Source organism: Pontibacter korlensis (assembly GCF_000973725.1).
In the GTDB taxonomy this organism is placed as follows: domain Bacteria; phylum Bacteroidota; class Bacteroidia; order Cytophagales; family Hymenobacteraceae; genus Pontibacter; species Pontibacter korlensis.
The window spans coordinates 524149-541006 of record NZ_CP009621.1 but is presented as its reverse complement, the minus strand read 5'-3'; the positions used below and the strand labels follow the sequence as shown (position 1 = coordinate 541006).

Here is a 16858-nt window from a genome sequence, read left to right as displayed (position 1 = left end):
TTAGAAAAATATGCTACATATCGGCTGTAATGTATAGTTAATTATTGATATGTGGCATCAGCCTGAAAAGCAGAGGCTTTTCAGGTAAAATAACAGCTGTGTTTTCTAAGCCAGAGTATGTAAAAAGTGTTACGAACTACGGGAGGAGCTCATGGTTATCTCTACCACCCGTTCCGTTTTATCGCTTACTTTAAAGCGGTTATCCAGGCGCTGCCCTACAACCCAGGCAATAGACTGGTCAGAAACTAATACCAGTGTTTGCCCTTTTAGGTTAGCGGGTACCTTCTTATCTATCAGGAAATCACTGATTTTCTTTTTGCCGTTCATGCCAAGCGGTACAAACCAGTCGCCCTCTTGCCAGTTGCGTAGCTTGAGCGGGAACTTCAATTGATCGGCATCCAGGGCGGCTACATGAGGCTTAGTGTTGAGCTTGTACTTATCAGCATCTACATATTTTATGCTGAACCTGGTATTGGCGGCCTCTGCATCTGTGTCCCCTTCGTTTATCAGTATACTCCCAAAGCTGCTAAGGTTGCGTCTTGTAATAACCAATTGCTCTCTATCTTTTACCAGTGTGTGGGTAGGGGAGTCGAACTGCTTGCCTGAAATTCCTTCCAACGCCTCGACCAGTTCTAGCACAACAGCATAGCTAAAGTTGTAAGGCCTGAGCAGCTCGTGCAGCACCACAGGCAGGCCAGTGGCATTTTGCAATGGTGTCAGACTCGCATACACAGCCTCTTCCTCCTCTTTTATACTTTGCTGGCGCAGGTTCTCAATGTAGGCGGCTACAATACTTTCAGCATGGCTAACACGTTCGGCTGTGTGCAGCATCGTCTCCTCCAGGTTAGGGTTTATCTCCTTCAGCACTGGTATTACTTCATGCCTGATCTTATTTCGCTGATACTTGGTGGTCTGATTGGAGCTGTCTTCGCGCCAGATTAGCTTTCGCTCGGTTACATACTCATAAATATCATCTTTGGTAACCGAAAGCATAGGTCGGATGATGTGCCCGTTCTTTGGCGGAATGCCGTGCAGCCCTGCAATGCCGGTGCCTTTTGTCAGGTGCAGCAATATGGTTTCGGTGGTATCGTTGCTATGGTGGGCCGTGGCGATGTAGTCATAACCCTCTTGCTGGCGTATCTGCTCAAACCAGTTATAGCGGAGGGTGCGGGCTGCCATCTGTGTCGAGAGCTTCTCCTGTTCAGCAAACGCGCGGGTGTTAAAGTTTTCGGTAAAGAAAGGCACGTTATACTTTTTGGCCAGCTTTTTGATGAACAACTGGTCGGCCTCGGCATCTTCGGCACGCAACCCAAAGTTGCAGTGTGCCAGGGCGAAGTCGTACTTAAGCTGGTGCAGTACCTCACAGAGTACCACGGAGTCGATGCCGCCGCTAACGGCCGCTAAGATTTTATCTGTTGGCTGGCAAAGGCCATGCGATTGTATGTAACCTGAAACTTTCTGTAGCATAAAGCAGCGGCTGATAATTTTTTTCTAATTTTGAAGTATAAACTAGACGAAAGACTGTTAGACAAAGGACAAAAGAAACCGAATCCTTTGTCATAATGTCTTTAGTCCTTTGTCTAAGAATTAAATGAACTACACAAAATTACTGTTTTCTCTTGTCTTTAGCCTCGTTGCCTTCGCCGTTTTCGGGCAGAACGGGCGCCAGGGGCAGCCTACACCGCCGCGGCCTGTGCTGCAACAGCCGGCCCCGCAGCAGCCGGCACAGCAGCGTCCGAGGCAGGGCCAGACAGAGAAAGTACCTGTAGACCTGCAGCAAGCTGACAGCCTAATTGGTGGTAACTTTAACGGCCAGCGAATAGATAAACTGATAGGGAATGTAATCTTTAAACAGAAGGACGGTACCCTTTACGCTGACTCAGTTTACCAGTACAAAGAGAAAAACGTGCTGGAGGCCTTCGGCAATGTGCGCATTAACCAGGCTGATACCGTGAACATTACCGGCCAGCGTGCCACCTACAACGGAGACACCCGCACGGCTAATATTATAGGAGATGTGGTCATGCGTGACCCACGTATGACCCTTACCACGCCAAGCCTTGATTACAACCTGGATACCCGTACCGCTAATTATACAGAAGGTGGTGTTATCGTGGATCCAGAGAACCGCCTCGAAAGCCGCCGTGGGGCCTACAACACCAAAACAAAGATGTTCGATTTTCAGCAGGACGTGAAAGTGAAAACGGCTGATTACGACATCAAGGCGCAGAACATGCGGTATAACACGCTTACCAAAGTAGTATACTTCCAGGGGCCAACGTTTATAGAGGGGCAACAGGGCGACCTTTATGCCGAAGAAGGTACTTACAACACCATTACAAAAATCTCTAACTTCGGCCGTAATGCCTATATCTTAACCGACGAATACCGCCTTGGGGGAGATAAGCTGTTCTATAACCAGAACACCGGCTATGGCTATGCCGAAAAAAATGTATCGTTGCGTGCGCTGAAGGATGACGTGACAATACGAGGGCAGATTGGCCGCTACTGGCGCGATAAGGGAGAAGCCAAAGTATACGGTAAACCGGTAATGGAAACTATAATGGAGGGGGACACATTGTTCCTTTCGGCAGACACTCTGTATTCTCGGGAACCAAAAGGGGCCATCACGGCAAGTATGATTTTCGCATACCCTAACGTGAAGATCTTTAAGTCTGACCTGCAGGGTAAAGCTGACTCCCTTAGCTATAACCGCACGGATTCTATCATGCACATGAACGTAAAGCCGGTGCTTTGGAACGAAGAAAGCCAACTGGTGGCCGACACTATTCACATACAGTTGCGCAACCAGACCATCGACCGCATGTACATGTACAGCAATGCTTTTATTGTTTCGGAGGATTCGCTGAAAAACTATAACCAGGTGAAAGGGCGCGATATGACGGCTTTTTTCCATGATGGTGATATCAGGCGGGTGAATGTAAACGGAAACGGCGAGAGTTTGTATTTTGCCTTGGAGGGAGATACGGTACTGACAGGCATGAACAAAGCCATCTGCAGCGACATGATTCTTAAGTTTGCGGAAAATAAACTGAAGACTATATCGTTTCTGATGCAGCCGGACGCCAGTTTTGTGCCACCGCATGAGCTGAACGAAGAAAGTAAGCAGCTGGAGGGGTTTGCATGGCTGTCGCAACTAAGGCCGACCAAGCAGCAGGTACTGAGTACGCAGCAACCTGCCGCAGTACAGGCGCCGCCGGTAAAAAAAGAACCTGCAGCAAAGCCTGCCGGTAATAAAAAGGCGGCTCCCCGAAAGAAAAACAGGCAGTAAAGAAGAAAGCTGCCGCCATCACCGAATCTCTTTTGTAAATCAAACGGATATTCTATAATTTTGCCTGTTCATGAATAGAGGCTTTTTCCATAGTATCGCACTGTTTTGCCTGTTGCTGCTGGCCACCGGCTGTAGTAACTTTCAGCAACTGCTGAAAAGCAACGATGTCAGCAAGAAGTATCAGGCTGCACTGGAGTATTATGAGCAGGAGGAGTATTACCGTGCTTCGCAACTGCTGGACCAGGTAACAGACCTGATGGCTGGTACAGAGGAAGCTGAAAAAGCACAGTTCTTCCGTGCTAAAGCTCACTTTATGCAGGGTAACTACATCCTGAGTGACGCCTACTTCCGCAATTTCTACACTACCTATCCGCGTAGCCCGTATGCCGAAGAAGCTATGTTTCTGCAGGCGCGATCGCTGTATGAGCAGTCGCCTAGCTTTGAGGAAGACCAGACCCCAACCCTAACAGCCATAGAGGCGTACGAGGAATTTTTGGTGCGCTACCCGACCAGCGAACGAGTTGCAGAGGCAAACAAGGTGCTGGAGGAGCTGTATACCAAGCTAGACAAGAAAGACTTTAACCAAGCCAGGCTTTACTATAAGTTGCGTTACTGGCGCTCAGCAGCTGTAGCCCTGAACAATTTCTTACAGGAACACGCCTCTTCTCCCTATGCAGAAGAAGCTGCTTTCCTAAGACTCGATGCCCAATACCGCTTTGCACAGGAAAGTGTGCCCTCTAAGCAGGAAGAGCGGTATGACCTGGCGCTGGATTACTTCCAGGCTTTCGTGGACATGTACCCGGACAGCAGGTACAAGCGTGATGCTGAGCGAGTATTCGACGCAGTACAGTCAGCGCTGGCCAACATTAGAAAATCAAACCAACAGAATTCATAAAGTATACATATATGGCAGCAGTTCCATCATCAATCGTTACCCGCAACATGGCCGACTTTGCAGAGCAAACCGGCAATATGTACATGTCTGTGGCTGTTATCTCTAAAAGAGCGAACCAGATTTCAGTAAAACTGAAAGAGGAGCTTAACTCTAAGTTGGCTGAGTTTGCTACTACTGTAGACAACCTGGAGGAGGTATTCGAAAACCGCGAGCAGATCGAGATCTCTAAGTACTACGAGCGTCTGCCTAAGCCTACCAGCCTTGCAATCGAGGAGTTCCTGGAAGGAAAGGTGTATGTAAGAAAACCAGACGAGGAAACTCAGGAGGACATCAACCTGTAATACAGGCGGATGCTGAAAGGTAAAAAAATAATAGTAGGAGTTTGCGGAAGTATAGCAGCCTATAAGGCAGCGCTGTTGGTCCGCCAGCTCATAAAAGCAGAAGCAGAAGTACAGGTCATCTTGACTACTTCTGCTTCTGAGTTTATAACCCCTCTAACATTGGCTACTCTCTCTAAGCGGCCAGTGCTCAGCCAGTTTGTAAAAGACGAAACCGGCGTGTGGAACAACCACGTGGACCTTGGCCTTTGGGCTGATGCCATAGTGGTAGCTCCGGCAAGTGCCAACACGGTGGCAAAATTTGCAAATGGCTTCTGCGACAACCTTTTAAGCGCCACCTACCTCTCGGCGCGTTGCCCTGTTTTTATTGCCCCTGCCATGGATCTGGATATGTACCGTCACCCGTCGGTGCAAAATAATTTTACCAGGCTGCAGGGGTATGGCAACCGCATTATTGAGGCCGGATACGGCGAACTGGCAAGTGGCCTGGTAGGGCAGGGGCGTATGGCTGAGCCGGAGGAGATAGTGCAGGTGCTTCAGAATTTCTTTTCAGGTGACACAAAAATCGTTTAACGGTAAAACAGTACTCCTCACAGCAGGACCGACACATGAACCCATTGACCCGGTACGCTTTATCGGGAACCACTCTACAGGTAAAATGGGTTACGCATTGGCAGAGTGTTTTGCAGCGATGGGAGCAAAAGTGAAATTAGTCTCTGGCCCAACTAACCTGCAGACGTACCACGCTAACATTAAGGTTAAGCATGTACTTACCGCCGAGGAGATGTACAAGGCGGTGCTAAAGTATGCCGAAGCTGCTGATGTGTGGGTATTTGCCGCCGCTGTAGCCGATTACAGGCCTAAAACGGTTGCCGACAGGAAAATAAAAAAAGCCGGCGACGAGCTAACAATAGAGTTAGTGAAGAACGTTGATATTGCAGCGGCATTGGGTAGGCAGAAAGAAGAATGGCAGTTTTCGGTAGGCTTTGCCCTGGAAACAGACAATGAAAATTCCAATGCCCGCGAAAAGCTGCGCAAAAAGAACCTCGATATGATTGTGCTAAACTCTCTGAACGATCCTGGGGCAGGCTTTGCGCACGATACAAATAAAATAACGATAATTGAAGAGCACGCCACTCATAGCTTTGAGCTGAAGTCGAAGAAGGAGGTGGCACAGGATATAGTAAACTTAATCTGGGAGCGGATATATGGCTAAGAAAGTACTTGTTTTGCTGATGCTGGTTTTTACCGCCTGGGCTGCCAAGGCGCAGGAACTACAGTGCGATGTGGTGGTAAACAGTGAGCAAGTACAGTATACCGACAGGACATTGTTCACCGATATGCAAACACGCATCTTCGAGTTTATGAACAATCGCCGTTGGACAGGCCAGGCCTATAGCCCGGATGAACGCATTAAGTGCCGTATACTCATTAACCTGACGGAGATGCCGGAAATAGGCACCTTTAGAGCAAACGTACAGGTGTTGTCAGTAAGGCCGGCGTATGGCACAGGCTACGAATCGGTGCTCTTCTCTTTTATCGATAAAGACTGGACCTTCCAGTTTAATGCCGCTCAGCCACTGGAATTTGCCGAGAACAACTATACTTCCAACCTATCTTCCATGCTGGCATTTTATGCCTATATGATTATCGGGATGGATAACGACAGCTTTGGCCGTTTGGCAGGCTCCCCAGCCTTCGACAGAGCTAGAGCTATACTTAATCTGGCTGCCTCCCAGGGTGCCGGATATCCTGGCTGGAAAGCCTTCGACAGCAACCGTAACCGCTACTGGTTGATCGATAACGTGCAGGACCCACAATTTTTGCCATTCCGCGAAGGCCTCTATACTATGCACCGCCAGGGGCTGGACCAAATGGCTGAAAAGCCAGAGGAGGCAAGGCAGAATGTGCTAACGATGCTGGCAAACATACAGCGCCTGCAGCAGCAAAAACCCAACTCTGCTATACTTCGGTCCTTCTTCGATGCTAAAGCTGATGAGCTGGTGAACATGTTCAAGACAGCTGCGCCAGCGCAGAAGCAACAGGCATTCACTATCTTATCGCAGGCAGATCCTACCAATAACAGCAAATACGAAGTTTTGCTAAAACGCTAAAATTTTTAGAATTTCATTAAAAGCGTGTAACTTCACGGGGCAAAGTTTGCAGCCGAACTTATACTTGCGCCCATGGGTAAACGCCAGACACGTATTTTCAGAAAAGACCTTCTAAACCACAGGTTTGAACTACTGCAAAGTCCCGCCGTGCAGGTGGTGCTGCGTACTAAAGTCGTTTTAACGGGTAGGCTAAAAGAGCTGGATGCTAAAGGCGCAGAGCTGGAGGACCTGCGTTTTAACCGCCACACTTTCCCGCTGGAGCAGGTGGAGGAAATTATCTATGATATAGAGGCACCGTATTAAAAGTGCAGGTGCACTTGTGCCTTGCTCAACTTATTCTACAGAATTACTGTAAATCCCATACTTCAAAAAAAGAACAGAATTAACGAACTTTAGCATAGGCCAAAAGTCTTCTTATGTCTATAGTCTTGTGTCATAGTATATGCTGATAGATCTTAAAATAAAGAATTACGCCTTGATAGAGAAGCTGGAGATGAACCCGTCGCCAGTGCTCAATATTATTACGGGTGAGACAGGTGCCGGTAAGTCCATTATGCTGGGGGCTATTGGCCTTTTGCTGGGAAACCGCGCTGATACAAAGCTGCTCTTTAACCAGGAGGAGAAGTGTGTGATTGAGGGGGTCTTCGATATATCGAGCTACAACCTGCAGGATCTTTTCTCTAAAGAGGACCTGGATTTTGACAATCAGTGCATCCTGCGCCGGGAGATTAGTCCAAGCGGTAAGAGTCGTGCCTTTGTGAACGATACGCCGGTAACGCTGGATGTGATTAGAAAGATAGGGGAGAACCTGATGGATATCCATTCGCAGCACGACACACTGCAGCTTGGAGACACTAGCTATCAGCTCAACATCCTGGATATCTATGCGGGCAATACGGCCTCTATGGGCAACACCACTTTTGATATCTACGCTGGAAATCTATCGCACCTGCGCAAGTATAACGAAAGCTACCGCAAGTATAAAAAGCTTGAAAGCGACTACAAAAAACTGACTGACCAGCTGGCGCAAGCGCAGAAGGAGCACGATTATCATGCTTTCTTGTTGAATGAGCTGGAGGAGGCAGGCCTGCAGGAGAACGAGCAGGAGGAGCTGGAGGAAGAGCTGAAACAGCTGGAGAATGCTGAGGATATCAAAGTGAAGCTCACGCAGGCTGTGCAAAGCCTGACAGAGTCGGAGTTTAACATCACCTCTGCCCTGAAGGATACAGCGCACGTAATTGGCCAACTGGCAGCTTTCTCAAATAAGTACGAGGAGCTACGCAGCCGCACCGAGAGCTGCATGATCGAACTGAATGACATTGCCGCAGAGCTGGAGGATGCCGAGCGCAACACCGAAGCTGATCCGGAGCGCACTTTAGAGGTACAGGAACGCTTGAACCTGATTTATACTTTGCAGCGCAAGCATCAGGTGCAAAGCAATGCTGAGCTGTTAGGAATTCAGCGGGATCTGGAGGAGAAGGTCGGCAGCGTGTTGAACCTGGATACTGCTATTGCCAATACCGAGAAAGCCATGAAAGAGGCAGAGAAGGAAGTGCTGGAAACCGCAGCTATACTATCTGAGCGCCGCAGAGCTTCCTTCGATACATTTGAGCAGGAGCTTTATACTTTGGTGGCAGATTTAGGTATGCCAAATGCCCGTATCGTGATACAGCATAACGAGGTGGCTCCTACTGCAACAGGTACTGATGAGATTAACATCCTGTTTAGTGCAAACAAAGGTGCGCAGCCGCAAACGCTGATTAAAGCTGCCTCTGGTGGTGAATTCTCCCGCTTGATGCTAAGTATAAAATATATGCTAGCCGATAAAACTGCATTGCCTACCATTGTATTCGACGAGATTGACACTGGTATCTCGGGAGAGGTGGCTGTGAAAGTAGGTAAGATGATGAAGCAGATGGCACAGAAGCACCAGATCATAGCTATTTCGCACCTGCCACAGATTGCAGCACAAGGTGATGCGCATTACTTTGTATACAAGCACGATACAGAGGACCGCACCATCAGCCGTGTTAAAAAGCTGAACGATCAGGAGCGTGTAAATGAGATCGCACACATGATTGCAGGGGCCAATCCAAGCGACAATGCCTATCAAAGTGCAAAAGAGTTGCTTTCCTTGTAATTTGTAATTGCTATATTGCTGCTGCTTTTCCGGAAGTGCCGGAAAGCGCATGTATAGCAACGAATAAACAATTATAAAGAAATGGCCTACAATCTGCTAAAAGGAAAGAAAGGAATCATTTTCGGTGCGCTGGACGAGAAGTCGATAGCCTGGAAAGTTGCCAAAATCGCGAAAGAAGAAGGTGCTGAGTTTGTACTGACAAACGCGCCATTGGCAATGCGTATGGGTGAGATCAACAAGCTGGCGGAGGAGTGTAATGCAGAAGTAATCCCAGCTGATGCTACCTCTGTAGAAGACCTGGAGAACCTTTTTACAAAAGCTCAGGAAGTATTGGGTGGCAAGATCGATTTCGTGCTGCACTCAATTGGTATGAGCCCGAACATCCGTAAAGGTAAGTCTTACGGAGACCTTAACTACGATTGGTTCCTGAAGACGCTGGACGTATCAGCTCTGTCTTTCCACAAAGTGATGCAGGTTGCTGAAAAGCAGGATGCCATCAATGACTGGGGCTCTATTGTGGCGCTTTCTTACATTGCTGCACAACGTGTATTCCCTGATTACACAGATATGTCACAGGCTAAGGCTGTGCTGGAGTCTATTGCACGTAACTATGGCTACCGCTATGGTAAAGCGAAGAATGTACGCGTTAACACAATCTCACAGTCTCCAACTAAAACAACAGCTGGTACTGGTGTAGGTGGCTTCGACGTGTTCTACGATTACGCAGACAAGATGTCGCCACTAGGCAACGCATCTGCTGAGGATTGCGCAAACTACTGCATCACCCTGTTCTCAGACCTTACCCGCATGGTAACAATGCAGAACCTGATGCACGACGGTGGCTTCAGCAGCATGGGTATCTCTGAGGACATTATCAACATGATCCAGCCTAAGTAAGCATGAATCATATATCCTGAGAAGCATTATTTGAAGGATAGAAGTATAAAAAAGGCCCCTGCTGTTGAGCAGGGGCCTTTCTGTTTTTTAAGTATTTTTATCTTTCCAGCTTCGCGTTCGGATCAACAGCAGGGCGCTCAGGAGATTCCGAAACAGCCCAACCCGTGGCGTACATCCAGCGTGTCATTCGAGTCAGCTTTGCCATGTCGATTCGTTCGGCTTCATCACGCGGGGTGTGGTAGTCTGGGTGGAGAAGCGTAGTGAAGAAGAGGGCAGGAATACCAACACGTGCATATGGTAAGTGGTCGCTGCGGAAGTACCAGCCTTCCGGGTGGCTCGCTTCGTCCCAGGATGTGTCAACAACAAAGTTAGTATATTGCTTATTGGCATTTAAGGCCATGTCAACTAGTGCTGTGGAGTTGCGGTGTGGCGGGATAGAGCCTAACAGAGCAGCTGAGTCGGGAGCGTTACGGCCAATCATATCAGCATTCAACACTGCTACAATAGACTCTTTAGGTACAGTAGGCTGTGCAGCATACCAACGAGAGCCCAGCAGGCCACGTTCTTCGGCACCATGCCATACAAACAATGCTGAGCGCTTACCCGGCTGCTGAACCCAAGCTTTACCTATGGCTAAAAGAGCAACAGTTACAGAAGCGTTATCATCAGCTCCGTTGTATATAGAGTCGCCGTCTACAGGGGCACCGATACCATCGTGGTCGTGATGGCCGCTGAAAAGTACGTATTCGTCTTTCAGAGTAGGATCTGTGCCCGGGACTTTAGCTACCACATTCATGGATGGGTAAGTATAGCTGTCGATTCCGATGTTAGCAGTTAGTTTGGCTCCTTTTTGCTGTAATTCTGAAGCAGCCGTAGAATGTACTAGTAAAACAGGGGAAGAGCTGTTCTGGCGTTTTGGGTCTCCCTCCAACTGATAAGTGCCCTCTTCGAAAACATGGCCCACAAAGCCAAAGTCAGACTCAGCTTGGGCGTCTGTTACGAACAGAATGGCTGCAGCTTTTTGGTTCTTTAAGGCATTTGTTTGTTGGCGAAGGGCCGAAGCCACGTAGCGATAGTTCCAAAGGCTCATACCTGCTGCGGGCAGGGGAGCAGGAGCCTGAAGCGCCATGGCTACTACTTTACCCTGTAAACTATGTCTGGCAGTATCAGCTAAAGAGTTCAGCCATATGACCGGTGCATCTACGCGAACCTCAGCAGGTGAAGTAAGCCATGCATTTTGCCAAAGGTTAAGCGGTTTGCCATTAATTGCTACAGTACTATTATCAGCTACTTTCGTGCGGTTTATTGGAAAGAACTGAAAGTAGGTTCCGTCGTCTCCTGCAGGCTCCAGACCAGCCTCGCGTGCTTGCTCTGCTACCCAGGCTGCAGCTCTAAGTTCATCTACTGTGCCTGCTCGCTTGCCACGCATCTCGTCACTAGCCAGCGTGAACAGGTCCTCCCGTAGTTCTGCCTCGCTTATAGCAGACAGTGCTGGCTCTCCAGTATTTGCTGTGGATGTGGAAGGTGCTCTTGTGCAGGCAGTAGCTAATGCCATGCCTGCTAGTAAGAGTAAAGGTGATTTTTTCATGTAAGTAGGGCGTAAGGTGAGGGTAAAGGTATAAAACATCCTGCCACTCTCTTTGAGTGGCAGGACTTAGGTTAAGTGTAATTCTATGCTTCTTCGCGGTGTACCGCATTAAAATCGAAGGCTGGGATGCAGATAGACCAGTACTCCGTTTCGTGGTCGTAGGGGTTGGAATAGCGGATGCGTGCACCAGCTTTGATCAGTATAGATTCGCCAGCGTTCACTTCCACCTCCTCGCCATCAATTTCAATGAGCTTCTTACCCTTGGTTACAATGGTTATCTCATCAAACTCGGGTGTTTGATGGGGCTCCCCCCAATGCGGAGGCGCTACCATATGTGCCACGCTGAAGGCATTGGTTTGGGTAGAGGCATTACCAAAGTGCTCTTCTATCAGCTTACCATCGGTGGTAGGTACCTGAAACGGCTTTGTCTGCTTGAAATATTTTTTTTCGCTCATAATAATGCTTTCTAAAGTAAGGCTACTGATTGTCTGCGCATTCTCCTTTAGTATAAGACGTAACACCGGCATTATCGGCCACACAGGCATTGCTGTAGGTCTTGCCGTCACAGCCGCAAACAGGGTCGTACTGCATGGTGCAGATGCCATCAGGATTAATTTTGGCAGGGTCGATGCAGGAGGCTTGTTCCGGCTTGTTGCTAACGCAGGATACCAGGCTGGCCAGCATAAATGCTGAAGCAGCGATTGCTTTTTTCATCGTTTATTCGTTATTTATGATATGGTGGTATACGGCTCGTGCTGGTGCAGGTATTAACCTGTATGAATGCTAGCCGTATGTATCTGGAAATACACAAATATAGAATTAAAAACGGATTTAGCGCCTTTTGTGGCACTTTCTGTTTTTAGAGCTATGCATCAAACATTACCAGATAAACACATACATAATGACTAAAATAGACAAAGAAGCTGACAGAATTTTGTTAGCCACCCTAGCTGGCATCGGAGCAGGTATAGCTGCCGGTGTGTTGTTAGCCCCAAGAACAGGCCGTGAGTCTCGTGAGGAACTGATCCGCCAACTGAACAGGGCTAGTGAAGATGTAAACAGCAGCGTAAAACGCTGGACTGCTAACCTGAAGAACAAACGCACCAAAGGCCGTGCTGAGGACGACGAAGAGTTTGACGTGGTAATGCAAGGCTCTTGGGAGGATGTAAAAAGACAGATGCGTCAGAACTATGATGATCTGACTGATGAAGAGCAAAACGACCAGCAAGGAAAAGGTTAGCTAAGCAAGCCCCTGCAGCGTCAGCTAAACGAAATGAGAAAGGAGTTAATGCAGTTAATTGCGTACTTAAACTCAGGAAGTTAATGCGTAGCAGAAGGTCCTATCAACTTGTCAAATGTACTAAAGGCAACTATAAAGGAATCTTTTAGTATAGGGATAACTTAATGCTGTGGTTAACCGTTATAAAACAGATGGGTAACCTACTGATAAAAAAACAATTAATCGAAATAAAAGAACTATGAAAGACAATAGCGGAAAAGTTTTGCTAGCTATGCTGGCTGGCGCTAGTGCAGGTGTAATTGCTGGATTGCTGATGGCACCAGACACAGGCGAAGTTACCCGTAGTAGCATCAAGAAGTGGGCTGGCAAAATGAGCAAAGACTTAGAGAAAAACCTGCAGGATGGTCTGGAGGAGATTAAGAAAATGAGTGGCGACACTTTTGGTAAGTCCTCTGGGCAGGATTCTTCAGGCGGTAACAACACTGGTGGCAGCTCACAAACAGCTGGTAATACAACCTCTGGCAGCACTGGCGGCAGTACATCTGGCTCTACTACAGGTACTGGTTCTACTGGTACAGGCTCAACTGGAGGCTCTACAACTACTGGTGGCGGAACTACTGGCAGCAACGCTTAAGTAACAGAATAAGATAAGACTGCAGCCTGGCCAAAGCTGTGGCAGCAATGCTGTGGCTTGCTGAGGAGGTCAGACTGTGACACCGCGGATGCGCCTGCCCTAAATGGGCAGGCGCCTTTGTTTTTAGCTGATACTAACTTAACCAAACGTGCTTGATCGCGTTATTAATAAAAATGAAGGCCTAAGTAGTAGGCTGTTATGTGCCAATAATAAAACTGAAACAAACTATGAGAACGCATATGGAATGCCGCTCACTTGGAGAGAACAAGTCAAATTACAGTTCATACGAGTCAGCGCGGCAAATGAAGCAGAAGCCAACTGCACCAACAACTTCTAAAAGATCCTCTAAAACAGGTGGTGTAGGGGCCGGAGCTTTGGCAGCAGGCCTGTTAGCTGGTGCTGCGGCCGGTGCTATAGCTGGTGTGCTACTTGCTCCTGATAATGGTAAAGTGATACGTAAAAAAGTGTCTAGCCAAGCTTCTAAATGGGGCGAGCAGGTAAACAAAGGTTACAGCAGCACAAGAGGTAAGTTAAGCGGCTGGACCAGCAAGAAGGGGAGCGGCAAATCAGATATCCAAAGCCAGGCAGGAAGCAATGTAAAGAAGAGCCCTTATACTGACCCCGGCAAATGGGATGACCAAGAAAACAACAACATGACGAACACCGCTAAGAATACATCTGGTGTATAAGTGGCAAGTATAAAAAAGCCGCCTGCTATACTTTAGCAGGCGGCTTTTTTATGCGTATAGATTTAAAGAATTACTTCTTCTCTTCTTCTTTCTTCTCTTGTTTTTCCGGCTTCATCTGCGGGAAGAACAGTACATCCTGAATAGAGTGTGAGTTAGTCATGATCATGCTCAGACGGTCTATGCCGATACCCAGACCTGCTGTTGGCGGCATGCCGTACTCCAATGCACGCAGGAAGTCTTCGTCCAATACCATGGCTTCGGTGTCGCCACGTTTGCCTAGCTCCAGCTGCTCCTCAAAGCGTGCACGCTGATCGATTGGGTCGTTCAGCTCAGAGAAGGCGTTGCATATCTCTTTACCATTACAGATAGCCTCGAAACGCTCTACCAAACCTGGTTTGCTGCGGTGCTTCTTAGCCAGTGGGCTCATCTCTACTGGATAGTCTGTGATGAAGGTTGGCTGGATCAGGTAAGGCTCACAAGTCTCACCAAAAATCTCATCGATCAATTTGCCTTTACCCATAGTTGGGTCCACATGGATACCCAGCTTCTCTGCCGTCTGGCGCAGCTCTGGCTCATCCATTTCAGCTATATCGATCTTAGTGAAGTGCTCGATAGCCTCGAACATGGTGAAACGCTTCCAAGGACGCTGGAAGTTGATGATGTTGTCACCAACTTTCACCTCAGTGGTACCGTGCAGGTCAAGGGCAACTTTCTCTACCATCTCCTCCACCAGGTCCATCATCCAGTTGTAGTCTTTGTATGCAACGTACAGCTCTACCTGTGTGAACTCAGGGTTGTGGAAGCGGCTCATACCTTCGTTACGGAAGTCCTTTGCAAACTCGAATACACCGTCAAAACCACCTACAATCAGACGCTTCAGGTACAGCTCGTTTGCAATACGCAGGTACAGCGTCATATCCAGCGTGTTGTGGTGCGTTTTGAACGGACGTGCCGCTGCTCCACCATACAATGGCTGCAGGATTGGGGTTTCTACTTCTAAGTAGCCTTTTCCTCCCAGGAACTGGCGCATGGAGTTTACCAGCTGCGTACGCTTAACAAAAGTCTCACGCACGTGTGGGTTTACCACAAGGTCAACGTAACGCTGACGGTAGCGCAGTTCTGGATCGCTGAAAGCGTCGTACACATGCTCTACACCGTTCTCATCTACTTCGCGCTTTACTATAGGCAGTGGGCGCAGCGATTTGGTAAGCACTTTTAGCTCAGTTACGTGTACCGAAATCTCGCCTACCTGTGTTACGAAAGCATAGCCTTTGATGCCAATAAAGTCACCGATGTCAAGCATTTTCTTGAACACCGTGTTATACATGTCCTTGTTCTCACCCGGTGCAATATCATCGCGCGACACGTAGATCTGGATACGGCCAGTGCTGTCCATTAACTCAGCAAAAGAGGCCTTGCCCATAATACGACGGCTCATCAGGCGGCCTGCCAGGCTTACTTCCTGATAGTTGTTCTGTTCCTTATCGAAATTCTCCTTTATCTCCTTGGCAGTAGCCGTAACTTCAAATGTTTCAGAGGGATATGGGTTTATACCCATCTTCTCCAGCTCTTCGCGCTCGTGTCGTCTGCGCAGTTCCTGTTCGCTCAGTTGCATGCGATTTATGTACTAAAAGTGAGTGTTAAAATCAAGATGCAAAATTCGGAAATATTCGGCAGCTTTAAAAAGTTAATTGTTTATTGTTGATTGCTAAAATGTTGAGAGTGCTGCAGACTAGTAGTGCATGGTGCTTTGCAGCTACATAGGCGGGTGTTTTGTGAAAGTACAAATGTGGGAAAGAGCCTCAGAAAGGATATAAAAAAAGCTCCTGCAAGTATAAACCCGCAGGAGCAATAGAAGGAAGGAAAGTATAATATGATTAAGCCGCTTGATTCAAATCGTAATCTTCGTTGCCAAGCAGTGGTTTAATTTGCTGTTGCAGCCTTGCCTCTACAAAAGAGCCTTGTAGGTGCTTAGGCAGCTCCTGCACAAACTCATTGTACTTCTGCAAGCCAACAGCTTGGGCTACGAAGCTCTCATGTATGCCATTCAGGTAGCTTACAACCTGAAGCAGCGACTCATGAAACAGCTTAAAGTCGATGTCGGCCTGTACAAACCGCTCAATCTCACGGTGAGTGGAGGAGATGCGCAGGCGGGCCATCAGGTCGAACAGCGTAGTATAGCCAACGCGCCAGGTCAGTTGCTGCCAGTGCTGCGGACCGAATTTCTGCAGTACCTCACCAGTTTTGCTGCTGCGTATGGCCGTTACCGGGTTAGCCTGTACCTGCTGCCTTACTGCCTTTGCTTTCTGGCGGCGTGTAGTACGCAGAAACTGGCCAATCTGTGCCTGTGCCTCCAGCTCCTTACCAGCAATCTGCAGGCCTGGCTTATAGTGCGCCAACGGTAGGCGGTGTATTTTATAGTCATCATAGTGACCCGAAGCATAGAAGCCTACAGCCCGAGGGTAATTATTTTTAACGATCAGGCGTCCAGCTTCGCGAAGAATTAATGCCTCGTTACTGGTTTTAACTTCACGGGTATATAGAAAGGCCTGCAAGCTGGCAAATACCGCATAATATGCCTGCGGGAAAGTCCAGTGCAAAGCATTGCGCATGTAGGCTTCATCACCCAGCTCAGCTGTAGAACGAAGCGCATACTCTGTACTCCAGCTGTTTAGCAGCAGGCGTTTTATAGCCTCCCTATCCTTGTCATCTACTTCTGGCCTCTGTTCGTGCAGCAGCGGCAGTTGCCCCAGTTCTGTTGTTCCTGAATGCTGAATATGATAGCTGATGGCAAAAAAGTAGTTCAGAAATACCTGAGCAGGAATGGATTTCTGCGATACTGTATCTGTGTTTTGTGTTTCCTCCGGATACAGGGAAAGCACCTTTTCTTCATCTCTCTCTTTCATATATATGCAACAAATACGAAGCAGTATCAGTTGCAAGAAAACAAGATTTTAAGAGGTGTTTTATAGGGTTATATCCTTGATAATAAGGTTGTTGTACAGGTTGGTTAAAATATTTTTCTCCTGCT

At 48.0% G+C, this 16858-nt stretch carries 18 protein-coding genes; 12 read left to right on the top strand and 6 right to left on the bottom strand.

All coding sequences use genetic code 11. The features are described 5' to 3' along the window. Nucleotides 1-129: 129 nt before the first annotated feature. Nucleotides 130-1467, bottom strand: a complete 1338-nt coding sequence (gene tilS, locus PKOR_RS02215; protein WP_046308887.1) for a tRNA lysidine(34) synthetase TilS — start codon at nt 1465-1467, stop codon at nt 130-132. A gap of 124 nt (nt 1468-1591) precedes the next feature. Between tilS and PKOR_RS02210 the strand changes: the two genes are divergently transcribed. The 9 genes from PKOR_RS02210 (at nt 1592) to PKOR_RS02170 (ending at nt 9676) form a co-directional block, all read left to right on the top strand. Next, the gene (locus tag PKOR_RS02210) at nt 1592-3292 is read left to right on the top strand and encodes an OstA-like protein (RefSeq protein WP_046308886.1); all 1701 of its coding nucleotides are present in this window, start codon (nt 1592-1594) and stop codon (nt 3290-3292) included. A gap of 70 nt (nt 3293-3362) precedes the next feature. Then, entirely contained in the window at nt 3363-4187 is an 825-nt protein-coding gene (locus tag PKOR_RS02205; protein WP_046308883.1) for an outer membrane protein assembly factor BamD, read from the top strand. 11 nt (nt 4188-4198) lie between these two features. Further along, nucleotides 4199-4528, top strand: a complete 330-nt coding sequence (locus tag PKOR_RS02200) for a DNA-directed RNA polymerase subunit omega (protein WP_046308881.1) — start codon at nt 4199-4201, stop codon at nt 4526-4528. Nucleotides 4529-4537: 9 nt separating this feature from the next. After that, entirely contained in the window at nt 4538-5098 is a 561-nt protein-coding gene (locus PKOR_RS25970; RefSeq protein WP_046308879.1) for a flavoprotein, read from the top strand. Next, complete coding sequence (coaBC, locus tag PKOR_RS25965) at nt 5079-5741, top strand: bifunctional phosphopantothenoylcysteine decarboxylase/phosphopantothenate--cysteine ligase CoaBC (protein ID WP_046308878.1); 663 nt, start codon at nt 5079-5081, stop codon at nt 5739-5741. Before PKOR_RS25970 ends, coaBC begins: the two co-directional genes overlap by 20 nt. Beyond that, nucleotides 5734-6639 carry a type IX secretion system protein PorD gene (gene porD, locus PKOR_RS02185; protein ID WP_046308877.1) on the top strand — a complete coding sequence of 302 codons (906 nt, stop codon included), beginning with the start codon at nt 5734-5736 and terminating at the stop codon, nt 6637-6639. The genes coaBC and porD overlap by 8 nt, the downstream gene beginning before the upstream one ends. Nucleotides 6640-6711: 72 nt before the next feature. Continuing rightward, nucleotides 6712-6942 carry a hypothetical protein gene (locus tag PKOR_RS02180; RefSeq protein WP_046308876.1) on the top strand — a complete coding sequence of 77 codons (231 nt, stop codon included), beginning with the start codon at nt 6712-6714 and terminating at the stop codon, nt 6940-6942. A gap of 139 nt (nt 6943-7081) precedes the next feature. Continuing rightward, nucleotides 7082-8779 (top strand): DNA repair protein RecN, encoded by a 1698-nt coding sequence (gene recN / locus PKOR_RS02175; RefSeq protein WP_046308875.1) that lies wholly within the window; start codon nt 7082-7084, stop codon nt 8777-8779. An 81-nt stretch (nt 8780-8860) separates the two neighbouring features. Then, a complete protein-coding gene (locus tag PKOR_RS02170) occupies nt 8861-9676 on the top strand; it encodes an enoyl-ACP reductase FabI (RefSeq protein WP_046308873.1) in 816 nt (271 codons plus the stop codon). 97 nt (nt 9677-9773) lie between these two features. Here PKOR_RS02170 and PKOR_RS02165 read toward each other — a convergent pair whose 3' ends face one another. The 3 genes from PKOR_RS02165 to PKOR_RS02155 form a co-directional block, all read right to left on the bottom strand. Next, on the bottom strand, nt 9774-11264 hold the full coding sequence (locus tag PKOR_RS02165; RefSeq protein WP_148561615.1) for a M28 family peptidase: 1491 nt from the start codon (nt 11262-11264) through the stop codon (nt 9774-9776). An 83-nt stretch (nt 11265-11347) separates the two neighbouring features. Then, nucleotides 11348-11719: a cupin domain-containing protein gene (locus PKOR_RS02160; protein ID WP_046308870.1), complete on the bottom strand. Its 372-nt coding sequence runs from the start codon at nt 11717-11719 to the stop codon at nt 11348-11350. A gap of 22 nt (nt 11720-11741) precedes the next feature. After that, a complete protein-coding gene (locus PKOR_RS02155) occupies nt 11742-11978 on the bottom strand; it encodes a Kazal-type serine protease inhibitor domain-containing protein (protein ID WP_046308869.1) in 237 nt (78 codons plus the stop codon). 187 nt (nt 11979-12165) lie between these two features. Between PKOR_RS02155 and PKOR_RS02150 the strand changes: the two genes are divergently transcribed. From PKOR_RS02150 to PKOR_RS23310, 3 genes are all read left to right on the top strand, one after another. Continuing rightward, nucleotides 12166-12504, top strand: a complete 339-nt coding sequence (locus PKOR_RS02150; protein WP_046308868.1) for a YtxH domain-containing protein — start codon at nt 12166-12168, stop codon at nt 12502-12504. 238 nt (nt 12505-12742) lie between these two features. Then, the gene (locus tag PKOR_RS02145) at nt 12743-13138 is read left to right on the top strand and encodes a YtxH domain-containing protein (RefSeq protein ID WP_046308866.1); all 396 of its coding nucleotides are present in this window, start codon (nt 12743-12745) and stop codon (nt 13136-13138) included. A 227-nt stretch (nt 13139-13365) separates the two neighbouring features. Beyond that, entirely contained in the window at nt 13366-13827 is a 462-nt protein-coding gene (locus tag PKOR_RS23310; protein WP_084694696.1) for a YtxH domain-containing protein, read from the top strand. Nucleotides 13828-13897: 70 nt separating this feature from the next. On the opposite strand, the gene lysS is transcribed toward PKOR_RS23310, so the two are convergent. Together lysS and PKOR_RS02130 are read right to left on the bottom strand one after the other, a co-directional pair. After that, the gene (gene lysS / locus PKOR_RS02135) at nt 13898-15442 is read right to left on the bottom strand and encodes a lysine--tRNA ligase (protein ID WP_046308865.1); all 1545 of its coding nucleotides are present in this window, start codon (nt 15440-15442) and stop codon (nt 13898-13900) included. 262 nt (nt 15443-15704) lie between these two features. Beyond that, nucleotides 15705-16733 carry a hypothetical protein gene (locus PKOR_RS02130; RefSeq protein WP_052738682.1) on the bottom strand — a complete coding sequence of 343 codons (1029 nt, stop codon included), beginning with the start codon at nt 16731-16733 and terminating at the stop codon, nt 15705-15707. Nucleotides 16734-16858: the final 125 nt, after the last annotated feature.

Bases quoted from the DNA above. Each gene is read 5' to 3' on its own strand.
- porD (WP_046308877.1), top strand. From the start codon at position 5,734: ATGGCTAAGAAAGTACTTGTTTTGCTGATGCTGGTTTTTACCGCCTGG.
- PKOR_RS02210 (WP_046308886.1), top strand. From the start codon at position 1,592: ATGAACTACACAAAATTACTGTTTTCTCTTGTCTTTAGCCTCGTTGCC.
- lysS (WP_046308865.1), bottom strand. From the start codon at position 15,442: ATGCAACTGAGCGAACAGGAACTGCGCAGACGACACGAGCGCGAAGAG.
- PKOR_RS02200 (WP_046308881.1), top strand. From the start codon at position 4,199: ATGGCAGCAGTTCCATCATCAATCGTTACCCGCAACATGGCCGACTTT.
- tilS (WP_046308887.1), bottom strand. From the start codon at position 1,467: ATGCTACAGAAAGTTTCAGGTTACATACAATCGCATGGCCTTTGCCAG.
- PKOR_RS25970 (WP_046308879.1), top strand. From the start codon at position 4,538: ATGCTGAAAGGTAAAAAAATAATAGTAGGAGTTTGCGGAAGTATAGCA.
- PKOR_RS02150 (WP_046308868.1), top strand. From the start codon at position 12,166: ATGACTAAAATAGACAAAGAAGCTGACAGAATTTTGTTAGCCACCCTA.
- PKOR_RS02170 (WP_046308873.1), top strand. From the start codon at position 8,861: ATGGCCTACAATCTGCTAAAAGGAAAGAAAGGAATCATTTTCGGTGCG.
- PKOR_RS02160 (WP_046308870.1), bottom strand. From the start codon at position 11,719: ATGAGCGAAAAAAAATATTTCAAGCAGACAAAGCCGTTTCAGGTACCT.
- PKOR_RS02155 (WP_046308869.1), bottom strand. From the start codon at position 11,978: ATGAAAAAAGCAATCGCTGCTTCAGCATTTATGCTGGCCAGCCTGGTA.
- PKOR_RS02130 (WP_052738682.1), bottom strand. From the start codon at position 16,733: ATGAAAGAGAGAGATGAAGAAAAGGTGCTTTCCCTGTATCCGGAGGAA.
- recN (WP_046308875.1), top strand. From the start codon at position 7,082: ATGCTGATAGATCTTAAAATAAAGAATTACGCCTTGATAGAGAAGCTG.
- PKOR_RS23310 (WP_084694696.1), top strand. From the start codon at position 13,366: ATGAGAACGCATATGGAATGCCGCTCACTTGGAGAGAACAAGTCAAAT.
- PKOR_RS02145 (WP_046308866.1), top strand. From the start codon at position 12,743: ATGAAAGACAATAGCGGAAAAGTTTTGCTAGCTATGCTGGCTGGCGCT.
- PKOR_RS02205 (WP_046308883.1), top strand. From the start codon at position 3,363: ATGAATAGAGGCTTTTTCCATAGTATCGCACTGTTTTGCCTGTTGCTG.
- PKOR_RS02165 (WP_148561615.1), bottom strand. From the start codon at position 11,264: ATGAAAAAATCACCTTTACTCTTACTAGCAGGCATGGCATTAGCTACT.
- PKOR_RS02180 (WP_046308876.1), top strand. From the start codon at position 6,712: ATGGGTAAACGCCAGACACGTATTTTCAGAAAAGACCTTCTAAACCAC.